This is a genomic window from Clostridioides sp. ES-S-0049-02 (genome assembly GCF_020658465.1).
Classification (GTDB): Bacteria; Bacillota; Clostridia; order Peptostreptococcales; family Peptostreptococcaceae; genus Clostridioides.
This window is the reverse complement of the sequence record NZ_JACVWG010000001.1, coordinates 13,228-29,238: the sequence shown is the minus strand read 5'-3', so window position 1 is coordinate 29,238 and position 16,011 is coordinate 13,228. Positions and strand designations below refer to the sequence as shown.

The 16,011-nt window shown below is 29.2% G+C and carries 12 protein-coding genes and 1 riboswitch; of the genes, 2 read left to right on the top strand and 10 right to left on the bottom strand.

Annotated features, from left to right (window positions below; genetic code table 11):
- Positions 1-149: 149 nt before the first annotated feature.
- The 3 genes from IC213_RS00120 to IC213_RS00110 all read right to left on the bottom strand — a co-directional run bounded on the left by IC213_RS00120 (position 150) and on the right by IC213_RS00110 (position 3,606).
- Positions 150-1,337 (bottom strand): DUF3798 domain-containing protein, encoded by a 1,188-nt coding sequence (locus tag IC213_RS00120; RefSeq protein ID WP_227862565.1) that lies wholly within the window; start codon positions 1,335-1,337, stop codon positions 150-152.
- Positions 1,338-1,540: 203 nt separating this feature from the next.
- Positions 1,541-2,812 (bottom strand): branched-chain amino acid transport system II carrier protein, encoded by a 1,272-nt coding sequence (brnQ, locus tag IC213_RS00115; protein WP_227862850.1) that lies wholly within the window; start codon positions 2,810-2,812, stop codon positions 1,541-1,543.
- A gap of 140 nt (positions 2,813-2,952) precedes the next feature.
- Positions 2,953-3,606: a pentapeptide repeat-containing protein gene (locus tag IC213_RS00110; RefSeq protein WP_227824247.1), complete on the bottom strand. Its 654-nt coding sequence runs from the start codon at positions 3,604-3,606 to the stop codon at positions 2,953-2,955.
- A 333-nt stretch (positions 3,607-3,939) separates the two neighbouring features.
- Positions 3,940-4,041, top strand: a riboswitch (purine riboswitch).
- Positions 4,042-4,112: 71 nt separating this feature from the next.
- Here IC213_RS00110 and IC213_RS00105 point away from each other — a divergent pair.
- Together IC213_RS00105 and IC213_RS00100 are read left to right on the top strand one after the other, a co-directional pair.
- Positions 4,113-5,456, top strand: a complete 1,344-nt coding sequence (locus IC213_RS00105) for an NCS2 family permease (RefSeq protein WP_227432365.1) — start codon at positions 4,113-4,115, stop codon at positions 5,454-5,456.
- Positions 5,457-5,611: 155 nt separating this feature from the next.
- Positions 5,612-6,976 (top strand): amidohydrolase, encoded by a 1,365-nt coding sequence (locus IC213_RS00100; RefSeq protein WP_227862564.1) that lies wholly within the window; start codon positions 5,612-5,614, stop codon positions 6,974-6,976.
- Between the two features lie 367 nt (positions 6,977-7,343).
- On the opposite strand, the gene IC213_RS00095 is transcribed toward IC213_RS00100, so the two are convergent.
- From IC213_RS00095 to IC213_RS00065, 7 genes are all read right to left on the bottom strand, one after another.
- Entirely contained in the window at positions 7,344-7,511 is a 168-nt protein-coding gene (locus IC213_RS00095; protein WP_227862563.1) for a hypothetical protein, read from the bottom strand.
- Positions 7,512-7,580: 69 nt separating this feature from the next.
- Entirely contained in the window at positions 7,581-9,446 is a 1,866-nt protein-coding gene (locus IC213_RS21215; RefSeq protein ID WP_227862562.1) for an HIRAN domain-containing protein, read from the bottom strand.
- Between the two features lie 171 nt (positions 9,447-9,617).
- Positions 9,618-10,400: a shikimate kinase gene (locus IC213_RS00085; protein WP_227824250.1), complete on the bottom strand. Its 783-nt coding sequence runs from the start codon at positions 10,398-10,400 to the stop codon at positions 9,618-9,620.
- A 63-nt stretch (positions 10,401-10,463) separates the two neighbouring features.
- Positions 10,464-11,681: an MFS transporter gene (locus IC213_RS00080; protein ID WP_227432360.1), complete on the bottom strand. Its 1,218-nt coding sequence runs from the start codon at positions 11,679-11,681 to the stop codon at positions 10,464-10,466.
- Positions 11,682-11,901: 220 nt separating this feature from the next.
- Positions 11,902-12,765: a shikimate dehydrogenase gene (gene aroE, locus IC213_RS00075; protein WP_227432359.1), complete on the bottom strand. Its 864-nt coding sequence runs from the start codon at positions 12,763-12,765 to the stop codon at positions 11,902-11,904.
- An 83-nt stretch (positions 12,766-12,848) separates the two neighbouring features.
- Positions 12,849-14,771, bottom strand: a complete 1,923-nt coding sequence (locus tag IC213_RS00070) for an FAD-dependent oxidoreductase (protein ID WP_227862561.1) — start codon at positions 14,769-14,771, stop codon at positions 12,849-12,851.
- A gap of 82 nt (positions 14,772-14,853) precedes the next feature.
- Entirely contained in the window at positions 14,854-15,702 is an 849-nt protein-coding gene (locus tag IC213_RS00065; RefSeq protein ID WP_227432357.1) for a sugar phosphate isomerase/epimerase family protein, read from the bottom strand.
- Positions 15,703-16,011: the final 309 nt, after the last annotated feature.

Sequence of the window (16,011 nt, the reverse complement as noted above, 5' to 3'; positions counted from 1 at the left end):
TTATATTAATTCAAATTTACTACCTCAAAATTTATATTTATAATCATAAATTTTATTTTACTATAACTTATTATAAAATAATAAAAGATACCTTCAGCAAAAAAGCTATGAAGTAATAATTTTTATTATTAGTTTCATAGCTTTTAATATTAATATATTAATTGATTTAATATTACTGATTGATAATTATAAAGTGTATCTGTTAAAGGTATAAACTCTGAACCAATCCCAAATTTTAATTCTGCAAACGCCTCTAAATAGTCTGGGTCACATACATCTTCCTGTGTTAAATCTTGAAGTACCATTTCAGTCGCAAGATAAGTCGCTAATGATGGTATAAAAGCGTCCATTGGCATAGGATATCCACCAAGTCTATTTGACATGCCAGCAGCTTTAGCCTTTTCACTTATCATATCATTTATCTTGTCATAATTTTGAGCATCTTTTTTAGCTATTTTAAATCCCATAACGCTAGGATATGTATCTGTTGGTGATGGATTACTTTGCTCTGCAACTATATATTTTAACTCTAAAGCTTTAGTTAATATAACTTCATCCATATACTCATTTACACCAAATACATTTATATCTTTTCCATACTTCTTAACCTGTTTGTCTATATCTTCATTTAAAAATTGCTTTATTTTGCCCTTATCTTCTTCTGTATTTACATTTGGTGTATCAACTTGTACAAATTGCATTCCTAAACTTCTACAAGTCTCTTTAATTTTTTCCAGTCTTTTGGCTATATTGGCATCTTTCAAATCATCCTTAGATGCATAATGAATAAAAGCTTTTGCTCCCAGTTCCTTTGAACGTTCAACTAATAACTTTCCTCTTTCCTCTGTGTCAACCCCTAGATTTACATCTACATATTGACTCAATTGGTTTTTGTCCTCTCCCATAGGAGCTGAGATAGTTATTATTTCTGGACGCTTTTCTTTTACCTTTTGTAATGCTGGTAAAAGACCTGCTTGGTCCGTTGATACTACAATCGCCTGAATTTCTTTATCATCAGTCAATTTTACTATTTCATTTATAGACTTATCTATATTAGAAGTAAAGTTTTCTGGCAACACAACATGTTTTATAGTTCGCTCAACTCTAGCTTCACCATCTTTTTCTTTATCAGTTTCATTAGCTTCCTTATACTCTTTTGCTAAATCTTCTACTATACTGTATTGTACTTTATTTTCAGATAATGGTTGAGTTACTACTGCAACTTTGAAATCATCAATGATTTTCTCTTTATCATTTTTGCCTGTAACTAAACTACAACCTGTAAGCCCAATAATTAAACATATAGATAGCATAAGTGCTGTTATTTTTTTAAGCATTAGTTAAAACCTCCTAAATTTGTACTTTCTTATCACTATTACTAATTTTATCATACTTCAAAGAAAAATTATATTATAAAAAAATTATATGCTAACTATTATAATCCAATCTAAAAAGTACTATAGGTAGATTAGATTTTGATTAAATCTACCCATAGTACTAAAAAAATTATATATTATAAAATTAAATTAACTATAAATTATTATGCTATTTGTTTTTTGCTTTTTATGAAGTTACCAACTATTCCACCCAATATAGCTGGTATTACCCAGTTAAAGCCCAAACCTGCAAGTGGTAAACTTTGTATAAATGGAACAGCTCCTGTCATTCCATTTACAGCTGATAATACACTAACTAGTAATGTAACATATGCTGCACCCTTAAATGCATTATCATTTTTTATATGCTTACCAGCTAATTCCATGATAACTATTGCCAATAAAACAGGATATATAGTTTGTAGAATTGGAACTGATATAGCTATTATAGCATCAACACCTAAATTAGATATAAGCATACTAGCCACACATATACCGATAACTAGTTGTTTATAAGTTGCTTTACTTATTCCTTCAAAATAAGTTGAAATTGATGCTGTTAGACCTGTAGAAGTAGTTAAACAGGCAAGTGCTACAATTACACCTAAAATTATCTTTCCTACTTGACCATATAATAGTATACTAGTTATCTCAACCAATAAAGATGCTTGAGGTATGCTAGTATCATATAAAGTTGAAGCTGTTGCTCCTAGATAAGTAAGACCACCATATACTAATGCAAGGAATACACAGGCTACAAAACCAGCTTTAATAGTCATACCTATTTGGTCTTTATCTGATGTATATCCTTTAGCCACTATAGACATTAACATTATAGTAGCCATAGACGCTGCACCTAGAGCATCCATTGTTTGATAACCTTGTGATATACCTTCACCAAATAGATTTTTATCTATCATATGTTCTGGACTCATAGGTCCTGTTGGAGATATTATCCCTTTTACAATTAGAACAAATAATACTAATAATAACGCTGGAGTTAAATATTTACCTATTATGTCTATAACTTTAGAAGACCTAATCGTAAATGCTAAAGTCAAACCAAAGAATATTACTGAAAATACTGCTTTAGCTACTGTTCCATGGTCTCCAAATATAGGTATAATACCCATTTCATATGTTGTTGCACAAGTTCTTGGTATAACAAGAAGTGCTAAACATGCTAGAGCAGCTACACTCATTACTCTTGCTAATCCTTTACCTGCTCTTCTAAGTACATCATCCATGCTTCCTTTACATCTTGCTGTTGCTATGATAACAAGCATTGCTATACCAGCATCTGCAACAACAAAGCCAACAAGAGGAATTAACCAGTCTTTACCGGATTCCATTCCTAAAAATGGAGGGAACATAAGATTTCCTGCGCCAAAGAACATAGAGAACAAAGCAAAACCAACTATAAAAATATCTCTCATCTGCTTACTCACACCAAACTACCCCCTTTGAAAATATTTTGAATATTAAGATAATCTTACTTTATTTTCATAAAAATGTCAATCTGGTAAAAATTCTCATATTGTTAACGTTTTCCCAATTTAATATTTGCATATAATTTTCATTTTATGATAATTCCCATCAGTTTTGTTAAATCAATTGCTTGCGACACATCAAAACAAGCTCCCCTAATATCATTTATTCCTACTTCAATACCTTCAATATTATTAGTGGTAAAATCTACTCCAGAAAGTTTAGTTCCATTAAAATTCGATTTTTTTAAATTTGTATACTCGAATACTAAATTTTCACTTTTTACTTCCTGAAACACAGAACTTTCAAAATTTGAATCTAAAATAGAAACTATCTTGAACTTAGAAAACGAGAAGTTAGAATATCTACCTAAAACATCCTTAAACAATACGTTTTTAAGTATACAATCATCCAATCTAACTCCTATTAATTTGCTGTCTTTAAATTCAACTCTGTATATACTTCCTCCATAGAAAGATGTATTGGATAAATTACAGTTTTCAAATACTACATCAAGTAAGTCAATCTTTTTTAAATTACAATTTTCAAAGGATACATTTCTAAATATACAAGATTCAAAACTTGCTCCTGTAATATCTAAATCACTTATAACCTCATTTTCTATAGTTTTATTAAATATTTTTTCATCATTGAATATATCATCTAATATAACTTCAATATTTTCAACATTTTCTAATTCCCCTGTAAATTTAGGCTTTTGTACTTTAATAATCTTAGTCATTTTCTCCTCCACTATAAATTATATTATTTTTAAACTCGTTTTTATTATTATATTAAGCTATTATATGTACTTTCAATATATTAAAAAGTTTTTACGAAATATTCTTGTATTCAGTACATTTATAATTATATCACAAACTTATTTATAATGAATTTCCATTAATAGCATAAGTGTTACAGAAGTATAACATTTATTATACTTCTGTAACATTTATCTTTAGAAATAATTATTCTTTATAAAAAATGACCTCGGTTTTTTATAAAATCGACAAAAAAAACGAATAATTTCTTTAAATTTATTGTAAATAATACAATATTACGATATAATACAACAGAAAAACAAATAGAAAATGTTCATATAATATTAGTAATATGGTCTAATAGTCTCTACAAACTCACCTTAAATGAGTTTTCTATGAATAGAATGTTAACTTTAATATATATTCTATTCTATCTATATGAATATATATTTTTTTGTTTATATTTTAAAGTTTTTTGGAGGTAAAAATGGTACCAAACACTAATAATGTACAACCAGATGGAAATAATTCATCATTAAGCTTTTTAGACAAGATGTTTAAATTCAGCGAACGTGGCTCTAACCTTAAGACAGAAGTAATAGGTGGGGTTACTACATTCTTAACAATGGCATACATAGTTTTCGTAAATCCAGCAATATTATCTGAAGCTGGCATGGATAAAGCAGCACTTATAACAGTTACTATATTAGCTACAGCCATTGGTACACTGATATTTGCAATTTTAGGAAATGCACCATTTGCACTAGCACCTGGTATGGGTCTAAATGCATTCTTCACATATTCATTGGTTATAGGAGCAGGAATTCCATGGCAAACAGGTCTTGGAGTTGTATTCTTATCTGGATGTGTATTCTTCACACTCGCAGTAACAGGTTTACGAAAGACAATTGCTGATGCAATTCCTCGAGAATTAGCAGTAGCATCTTCAGCAGGTATAGGTCTTTTCCTTGCTTTTGTTGGTTTAAAAAACATGGGGGTTATAATTGCAAACCCAGATACAATAGTTTCACTTGCAGATTTTACACCAACAGTTTTAATAGCTCTTTTTGCACTTATCTTAATGGCAATATTAGAATACAAAAAAATTAAAGGTGGAATATTAATAAGTATAGTAGTCGCAACAGTAATATCTATTATATGTGGATTTGTAGAATTACCAACAGCAATAATCTCAACACCACCAAGTATAGCACCAATTGCTTTTAAATTAGATATTATAGGAGCGTTAAAATTCTCATTAATTGGACCTATATTCTCTTTCATGTTTATAGACATGTTTGATTCGTTAGCATTTCTTATCACTTGTTGCAAACAGATGGGTCTTGAAGATGAAAATGGAGAAATAAAGGACCTTGGAAAAATGTTATATGCAGATGTTTCTTCTACTTTAATAGGTTCGTTTTTAGGAACTAGTACAGTTACAACATTTGGAGAATCTGCTTCTGGTATAGCAGCAGGTGCAAGAACTGGACTTGCTTCTGTAGTAACAGCGGCATTATTCTTAGCTACACTTATATTTACACCATTACTTGGTATAGTTCCTACTTATGCTGCAGCACCTGCACTTGTCATGGTTGGTGTATTTATGTTTGAAAGTATAAAACAAATCGATTTTGCTGATAGTAAAATAGCAGTCCCTGCTTTTGTTACAGTTTTATTGATGCCTCTAACTTATAGTATAAGTATTGGTTTGTGTTTTGGATTTATTTCATATATAATAATGCATGTTGTAGCTAAAGAAACTGATAAGATTAGTATAACACTTTGGGTTATAGGGATACTTGCAGTTGTAAACTTAGTACTAAGTTAGTATTTTAATTTTGATATATTAAAAGCTTATTTATTTTTAATTTAAAAATAGCAAAATCAATTTTATATCTAAATTGATTTTGCTATTAGCTTTATATATAAAATTTATTATCATAATATATAGATAGAAAAATACATAGAAAAGGGATGATATTTATGTCACAATTACTTATAAAAAATGCATATCTAATCACTATGAATACAGATAGAGAAGTATATGAGAATGGAAGTATACTTATTGAAGACAATATTATAAAAAAAGTTGGGAAATTTGATAATAATATTGTAGATAAAGATGCTGAAATATACGATGCTAATGGAAAAATATTAATGCCAGGATTAGTCAATACACACGTTCACTTATCTCAACAATTAGGTCGTGGTCTTTCTGATGATGTTGTTCTTTTAACATGGCTTAGAGAAAGAATCTGGCCATATGAAAGTAGCTTTAATTACGAAGATTCTTTAATCTCATCTACTGCATGTTGTGTAGAACTAATAAAATCTGGTGTCACTACATTTTTAGAGTCTGGTGGTCAATATGTCGATGCTATGGTTGAAGCTGTTGATAAAACTGGAATTAGAGCATGTCTAGCTAAATCAGTTATGGATACAGGAGATGGTCTTCCTGAAGCATGGCAAAAAACTACTGATGAAGAAATCAACACTCAATTAGATTTATACCATAAGTTTAATAATACATCTAATGAAAGAATTAAAATATGGTTTGCTTTAAGAACTATTTTTAATACAACTGAGGATTTACTTGTTAGAACTAAACAATTAGCTGACAAATACAACACAGGTATACATATGCATGTAGCTGAAATAGCTGATGAAATTTCATTTGTAAAACAAAATACTGGAGTTGGAACAGTTGAATATCTTGATAAGTTAGGTGTTTTGGGTCCAAACCTTTTAGCTGCTCATACAGTTTGGCTTACGCATAAAGAAATTGATTTATTCAGATTACATGATGTAAAAGTTTCTCATAACCCTGGTGCAGCTATGAAAGTAGTACTAGGTTTTGCATCAATTCCTGAAATGCTAGAAAAAGGAATTCCAGTCTCAATTGGTACTGATGGGGCTCCTTCAAATAATAGAATGGATTTAATGAGAGATATGTATTTAACTTCATTAATACATAAAGGAAGAACTTTAAATCCAACAGTTATTCCAGCTGAACAAATATTAGAAATGGCTACTATAAATGGAGCAAAATGTGCTTTACTTGAAAAAGAAATTGGCAGTCTTGAAGTTGGCAAAAAAGCAGATATGATTATTCTTAATCCAGATACAATTCATTGCTTACCAATGCATAATCCAATTGGAAACATCGTGTATTCTATGACTAGCGAAAATATAGATTCTACAATTTGTGATGGAAAGTGGCTTATGAAAGAAAGAAAGGTATTAGTTGTAAACGAATCTGAGTTATTGGAAAAAGTTAAAAAACAAGCTTCTAAAATAAAAGAAAAATCAGAAGTTAAAATTCCTTCTAAATTTAAAATTATAAAATAGCATAAAACCAATTGTTTTGTAGAGATACAGATTCAAGTAAGCTTGTATAGTTTACTTACAAAACAATTGGTTTTTTTATGCTATATTTTATTAAAATAAAAATAGCTATTATATTATAAATATATAACTAACAGTTAGGTGCAGATTTAGATTCATTTTTTTATACTTAGTTATATCATTACAACACATTAGGCACGCACTTTTTTGTTCATTCATTGGACAAACTTCACATGGTTTATCTCTATTCTAAAATACCTTATAACACAATTGATTTATCTCTGTGTTTGGAGCTATACTCAATATGTTTTGATTTATAAATAAAAGCTCATATGTATTCTTGTTTATCACATAAGTCCATTAATTCAAATTATACATAACTGCTTTTATATATTTCTGGTATAAATGTCAAGGATTCTATTTCCTCTTTTGTCCAAAATCTATTTCCATTACACTCGTCAAAGCCTACATAACCACTAAATTCGCCCTCATCTAAGATTGTACATTGTGACATAGATTCTATCCATTGTACTTTCAAAATTTTATATAACCCATCATCAAGTGAAGATTGATTACAGTTTAAATTTCATATAATTCATAATATTATTTAGTTTATAACTTTTACCTTACTTCTATCTAATACCATTTTAAGTGAATTTTCAACAGTTTCAATCACGTCTTTATAACTTAAATATACGTTTATGTAAATATAATCTTCATCTAAATTGTATTCAGTTACTCTACAATACAAAAGTTTTCCTCCATCTAATAAATTACTCAAAATATAATTATCTTTTCTTGGAACATAACCTATTACATACCCAGTTTCTCCAACTATTTTAATAGCATTTTCATCATATAAATTATCTTTCTCTCTTTTTAGATAGTATATCTTACTCTTCTCCAATTCATTTTCTAAATATTCTCTATTTCTAAACCTTGAGCCAGCAACAGCTACTGAAATCAAATAAATGTCTTTACCATGCTCATTTACCTTCAGCTTTTTAGTATTTACAAATTCTTTTTTTAAATTATTACTTTCATATAACAATCGTCTTAACTCATCTTTTAATTTGATATTTTTTTCTTTTTCATAAGCTTCTTTAACTATTTGCATTTCTTTAAGAGAAAGTCTCTCTCTATACCTCTTCAAAATATTTATAGATTCCTTACGTACTTCATTTATGTTTCCAAAAAGTCCTTTTAAAGATAAATTTTTTCCTTTAGGGTACAGTGATTTACTACCTTTAAGGACAATGAAAAATAACATATCATCATAATATTCTTGTGTTAATTTATTTTTTTCTATATCTTCCATTTTTCCAATTAACTCTTCTGTTTTAAATGTTTTTTCAAAAAAATCTAATAACTTCAACTTACAGCTTGCACTTCCCTTTTTAGATATATGCCAATATACCTCAAAATCTCGAATATCTTTATTTAAATATGGTAATAAATCATCAAAAGATAAACGTACATCATAGATTTCTGACATTTTTATCATATCTTCTGTCTTTCCATCAGCTTCATTTAATGCTTTAAAGAATATACTTTTCCACTTTTCACTAAGTAAAACATTATTCATTTCTTTCTTAAATTCAACTTTATCACAACTTACTTTGTCATCCTCTAAAACACCTACTGCTATTAAAAAAATAGAATACAGACTATCAAAGTTAGTCCCATAGCTTGCTACAATTGGAAGAAATTGATTCACTAATTCCACTTTATTCCCTATATATTTAAATTCTACACTTAACAAATAATTGCATATAAGATATGCTAAGTTGTTTACCTTATCTTTATCTAAATCTCGTCTTTCAAGATATTCGCTTAAATCTACTGTAGAAATAATATAGTTCATTAGTAATCCTTCATATTTTTTATCTTTATATCCTTCTTCAATTAAATAAGAGGTTATTTCAGAATCTAGATTTTCCATATTGACAATGGCAAATACTTTTATTGAGCCTGTAGATATTCTAGATAGATTAAACAAATATGTATTGTAAAACTCAAGTTTTCTAATAGTATTACTTAAGTAAAATATGTATTCTCCAGATTTAGAAAATGTATCCACTATTTCTCTTATATTATCTACATCTAAATAATTTTCACTTAAAACAAGCCCAAGTTTTACATACTCATCTTTTTCACTTGTATATATTAAATCCTCTGTTAGCTGATATAACCACTTTTCATCAATTATTCGCTCTTTTATTAGAGTGTTTATCTTTTTCATAAAAATTTCAAAATAACAAATTAGAGACTTATGACTATACTCTTCTAACAGGTCAATTTTATTAGATTCACTTCTATAAATATTTAAAATATTCTCTACCAAATTATTTGCAAGTTCTACTTGTTCTCTTAAAGGTATCTTTTCGTATATACATAAATAATTCATTTCAAATGATTCTTTATATCCATCATAATCCTTAATCTTTTGTAGTTGCTTAAAAATACTACCCACTAAATTATCCTCCTTTACATTATTATAATTTATATTGATTATACTACTTATTTTAATGAATTTACATTTTTACACATAAAAAAATATTACTAGAAATTAAAATTTCCAGTAATACTAATTGTACAAATATTAAAGTTTCATCGCTTAACAATGGTTTTGTTAAATTAGAATTTATTTATCAAGTTCCGTTAACTTTACGACCAGCTCTTCACAAATTTCTTTTATTGTTTTATTATCTGTATTTACAATAATATCTGCTGATGCCATATATTTCTCTTCTCGTCTTTTCATCAAATCAGATATAAATTCAACATTCATATTATTATTAAGTATTGGTCTTTCATCACTATGTTTAACACGTTGAAGAATAGTTTCTGGACTTGCTGTTAATAAAACAACTCTTCCACTTTTTTTCATATATTCTACATTTTTATCTCTAAGTACGATTCCTCCCCCACAGGAAACAACTAGTCCTTCTCTTTGTTGTAAATTTATTAATGCTTGGCTTTCAAGATTTCTAAAATATTCTTCTCCTCGTTTTTCAAATATTTCAGAAATACTCATCCCTTGATGCTCAACTATATATGCATCTGTTTCTACTTGCTCCATTTCTAATAAATGACTCAAGTATGATGATACAGTGCTTTTTCCGACCCCCATAAATCCAACAAGCATTATATTGTAAGAGAATAAATTTTTAGCCTGTATTTTCTTACTATTTTTTACTACATATCTGAAAATATCTATAATTTCATCTTCAAACTTATGACCTTTTAGCTTCTCAATTAATGCTACTTCTTTTTTATTTTCATAGTCTGGCTGTAAAATGGGAAGACCTTTTTCCTTTTTAATATCAATAATACCTTTTATACATTCCATTCTTTTCTCAAGTAAATCAATCAGCTCATCATCATATAAGTCTATTTTTTCTCTTATTTTTTCTATATTTTCCATTGTCACACCTCTTCTTTCAGACATGTTAAAATTAAAAATACTTACAATTATATTATACTAATGTTACATATTACAATCATGTACTTTTTCTTTTTCATATCTCATGTTTACAAACAATGCAAGTAAAATTCCAACAAATGTTATAGCTACATTGAATAGTACAACATATTTTGGCCCATTTACTCCACCAGATTTTGTAATAAATCCAGCTATATTTAAAATAACATAGTTAGCTATACTAGATGCAATCATAACTATAGATGTTATTTTTCCTTTATTAGTTGGAAACATTTCATTTGCTGTCGATGTAGTCAATTGAAGCACACCACCTGCTGCTGAATAACCTATTACAAATCCTCCTACCATACAAATAGTTGGAGACTGAACAAAATACACAATTAATAACATAATTGAAGCTATTACAGGATAGATAACAAGTATTCTTATTGGCTTAACATATTTTTTTATAAGCACAGAAGTTATTAATACTGCACAGATTACTCCCATTGAATAAAAAGATTGAATTTTTGTAGGGTCAGCCATACCATATAATTTACCTAATTCTTGATTACAATTTAGCCATAGTACAAATGTAGATGTACATGTAAATCCAATACAAACAAGAGCTATACTTGTTGGTGTAAACTTCATTTTCTCTGACTTAACAGTCTTTCCATTATTATCAATAACATTGTTAGCTGGAGGAAATGGCAATATAGCTATTAAAATTGCATCTACAATAATAAGAACAGCTGTTACTATAAAAATAACTTTAAATGATATTGAATTTGCTGCAACAAATCCAATTATAAAAGGAAGTAAAAATTGCGCTAAAGCTATTGTGAATTTAGTAAACATATTTGCTATTGTTCCTAGACTAGCAAATATCTCCATACAAGAAGGTGTTACACAAGTATCTAAAAATGAGTTTGCTGCACCTCCAATTACTGCAAATATATACGCTATGTAAAAATTTGGTGAAAATACAATTCCAATAAAGAAAATTGCATGTAGAAAATTACCTATAAGTCCACTTACCTTTCTTCCATATTTATCTGAAATAGGGCCTGCAAATGGATATGATATAAGTCTACCTAACCCTAATGCAGCAATAACTGCTAAAACAATACTCACATCAAGAGTTCCATCTGATAGTGTCTTAGCTCCCCACATAGATGCAAATTCTGGTTTATATTGTCCTAAAATTGAAATTCCAATACCAAGTAAAAAATATGAAAAATACAACGCTATGGCAGTAGGATAGTATTTTTTATTATTCATAGTTATTCTCCCATTCTTGTTAATTTCTTAACATTTTTATATACAATAAACGTATTCCCATAATGGGTTTAAAGAATAGCTAAACTTTTACATTTAACTATACCACCGATACAAAACCCACTATGACAACTTATAAAGTAATATCAAAATATTTTGTAAAGTAATATCAAAACATTGAGATACATATATATTCTATATTATTAAAGTATTATTTTTTCGTCTATTTAAAGTATAATTCTTTAATTTCTTCTACAGGCATTTCCAATCCAGTGTATAGATTAAAAGCCTCAGCTCCTTGATATAATAACATTCCTAATCCACCAATAGCTTTACAACCATTAGCTTCAGCATCCTCAATCATTTTTGTTTTATTTGGATTATAAACAACATCTGTTACAACTAACTCTTTTCTTAATACACTAACATCTTTTATATTAGTTTCATTATCATGAGGTTTCATCCCAATAAGCGTTGCATTTGTCAAAATATCACTTGATGATACTTCTTCATAAAGTTTTTCTGTATCTGCTAAATCATATAAATTAACAATACATTCTGGTACTTCTTTCTTTATATTTTCAATTGTTTGTTCCGCTCTTTTATAAAAATCATCCTTAGCATTGAAAATAGATATTTCTCTTGCTCCATCTAATGCACATTGTACTTGTATAGCAGTTGCCGCACCACCAGCACCCATAATCGTAAGTTTTTTACCCTTTACTTCAACTCCATTTTCTTTTAAATTACGAACATAACCAACACCATCTGTTATATGTCCAATTAACTTTCCATTTTCATTTACAATTGTATTACATGCTCCAATTATACGAGCAGCTGGAGAAAGTTCATCCATATATTCTGTAACAGCAGTTTTACATGGCATTGTTACATTTGCTCCTTTTATGTTGAACGTTTTTATAGCTGAAAGTGCATCTTTTACCTTGTCCACAGTAATATCAAAAGCTAAGTATCTATAATCTAAATCTAATTTTTCAAAACTATAATTATACATTAGTGGTGATTTAGAATGCCCCACTGGTGTACCTATTAATGCGAATAACCCTGTTCTTCCTGAAATTTCCATAATTTTATATCCTCCCAATATCATCAATTTCTTTGCAAATAATCTATTTAATTATTTGCAAAGAAACATCTATTTAATTTCAACTATATATTTAATGCTACTTCAAAAGCTTCTTTTGTTGCATCCAATGCTCTACGAGCCTTTACTGCATCCCCAATAACATAAGTTTCATTCACAAATTTCTTTACTTCTTCGCTTAATGGGTCATAATTACGAGAACCCATAGCAAGTACTACTGAATCGAAGCCTTTTAAATTATCTTCTGTTCCATCTGCAAGTGAATAGTCAACTCCATCGTTATAGAATTTAGCAACTTTAGCACCAGTAACAGTATGTATATTGTAACTTTCAAAATCATCCATAAGGAATTTACGATGTTCAGAAATTACATCTGCACCAACTTGTTCTCTTAATTCAATAACAGTAACATCATGTTCTTGTTCACCAAGGAAGGCTGCCACTTCACAACCAACCATTCCACCACCAACAACAAGAACTTTCTTTCCACAAGATTCTTTTCCATCAAGAAGATCCACTGCATGTATTAATCCTGATTCATTAATTCCTGGTATAGGAAGTACAAGTGGAGTTGCACCAGTAGCTACAATAACTGCATCAGGTGATTTTTCTTTTATAAACTCTACTGTAACTTCTGTATTAGTGTATATTTTTACACCATATTGATTGCACTTTGAAATATAACTACGAACTAAATTAGTAATATCTCCTTTACCTGGAGGATATGCAGCTAAACGCATTTGACCACCAAGCATTTCAGATTTTTCAACTAGAGTTACCTTATGCCCTCTCTCAGCACATACCCATGCTGCAAGCATACCTCCAACACCACCACCAACAACAAGAACTTCTTTTGTAGTTTCAGCTGGTTTAAGTTCAGATTCATGACCTAATATCGGATTTGCAAGACAAGCTATAGGCTTACCTTGGAACATATTTGGCACACAACCTTGTAGACACGCAATACATGGTATCATTTCATCTAACTTCCCATTTTTAGCTTTGTTAGGCATACTTGGGTCAGCTAAACTTTGTCTACCAAATGCTACTAAATCACATCTACCTTGACGAACCATTAATTCAGCAAATTGTGGCTCTGTATAGCGACCAACAGTTATTACTGGTATACTAACAGATTTCTTTATTTCTGTAACTAAATCTGCACTAAATCCAGCATGAAGAACTGTAGGAGCCCACATATATTCATCATGTATATGTATACTACGTGAAACATGAAGTCCATCTACTCCACAATCTTCTAAATAAGCTGCGATTACTGAACTATCATGTACATCAATTCCACCTAAAATATCATCTGTACTATTTATACGACATAGTATTGCTATAGAATTACCTACCTTTTTACGTATATTTTCAATTATAAGGCGAGGTAATCTCATTCTATTTTCAAAACATCCACCAAATTCATCTACACGTTTATTTGTCCTTGGTGATATAAAGCTACTAACTAAATATCCATGAGCACAGTGAACTTCAACAGCATCTACACCAGCTTTTTTTGCACGTAACGCAGCATCTCCATAAGATTCTATAAGTTCATATATTTCTTCAGTTGTTATTGCTAATGGTGTATTACGTCCATTTGACGCAGGTATTGCAGAAGCAGCTTTTAAAGGATACCCTGCAATTTTTTCATTTCCCTCAGAACCAGCATGTTGTAATTGTATAGATACTTTTGAACCTGCATTATGACAGGCATCTATTACATTTTTAAAACTATCTATTGTGCTATCATCATACAAACAAGGTTTACGAGGTCCTCCTTTAGCTTTCTTATCCACAACACTAGATTCTATAGTTATTAATCCAAAACCACCTAAGGCACGTTCAAGATAATAAGCCTTAGAAGTTTCACTTAAAGTACCATCTGTGTTTGCGAAATTATTTCCCATAGGAGGAACTACAAAACGGTTTGGAACTGTCATTGAACCAATTTTTATAGGTGTAAACATAGAACTAATCTTCATAAGGTTTTCCTTCCTTTCAAGTTTTATATTTTTTTCTTATATTTTTATGCTTTATATACTTTAATATCGAATAAGTCTATTTTTATTTTGGAGATACTTCTGGCCATGCTTTATCTAATACTTTTTTAGTTGCCTTAAATACAGTCTCAGCTGTAGTTGATAATCCTTTAGCTACTAAAGAATCAGATATTACTTCAACACCTATAACTTCTGGTGATATATTATGTTCTTTGATTATTTTTACAAATTCTTCTGTATTTCCATATCCTTCACCTGGAGCTACACGGTCATGTAGTGATTCATCTCTAAGTTTTTCATAAGGTGTCTCTAAAACATCACAAACTTGAATTGATACTATCTTTTCTGCTGGAACAGGTGCAAGGTCATCTACTGTTTGTTTTGCTCTAGCCCAGTGCCATGTATCTAATATAAGCATTGCATTTTCACGGTTACATCCTTTTACAACACGCCAAGCAGTAGCTAAATCTGGCACACCGCTGTATGGCATAAACTCAAGTCCTATAATAAGTTCTCCTGCTCTATCACATAATTCTCCTAATGCAGTTATAATTTGTTCTTCTGGTACCATTTCTAATAGACCACAGTTTATATGTTTAACATTAAATAAACGAGCCATATGATAAACATTTTGTTCTTTTTCTTGTTGAGCTTCTGTTCTATCCTCTTTAGTCCCCCATTGAGTTATATATTCTACTTCTGTAACTTTCATATTATATTCATCAAGAATTGAAAGCATTTCTTCGTCTGTAACTCCAGCGTTTTTTGCATCCACATAATTTTCAGCACGTAATCCAATGCCATCAAATCCAGCTTCTTTTGCAATACGCACTCTATCACGGAATGAAACTTCTGTGCCTAATGTATAAGAACTAATAGTAATTGGAATGTTAATATTTTTTTGATTATTCATAATTTAAATATGCCCCCTTTAATTTCTTTATAATTAATCTTTTTTTTGATTTTATTTTTTTATTTATTCTACTAGTAGCATTATTTTACTTTAAAAATAAAAATATTTTTTTGATTTATCTTTATCTAGATTTTATAAATTCATTGTATCATGAGACTTTATTAATAACAAATTGATAATTTCCTATCAATTCATAGATTTTGTTTATAGATTTTATTGATAATATAATTTATTAATATATACCTTAACTCTATCTATCTAAAATTTAAGACAAAAAACGATAAATTTCTTTAAAAGCTTTTATTATTA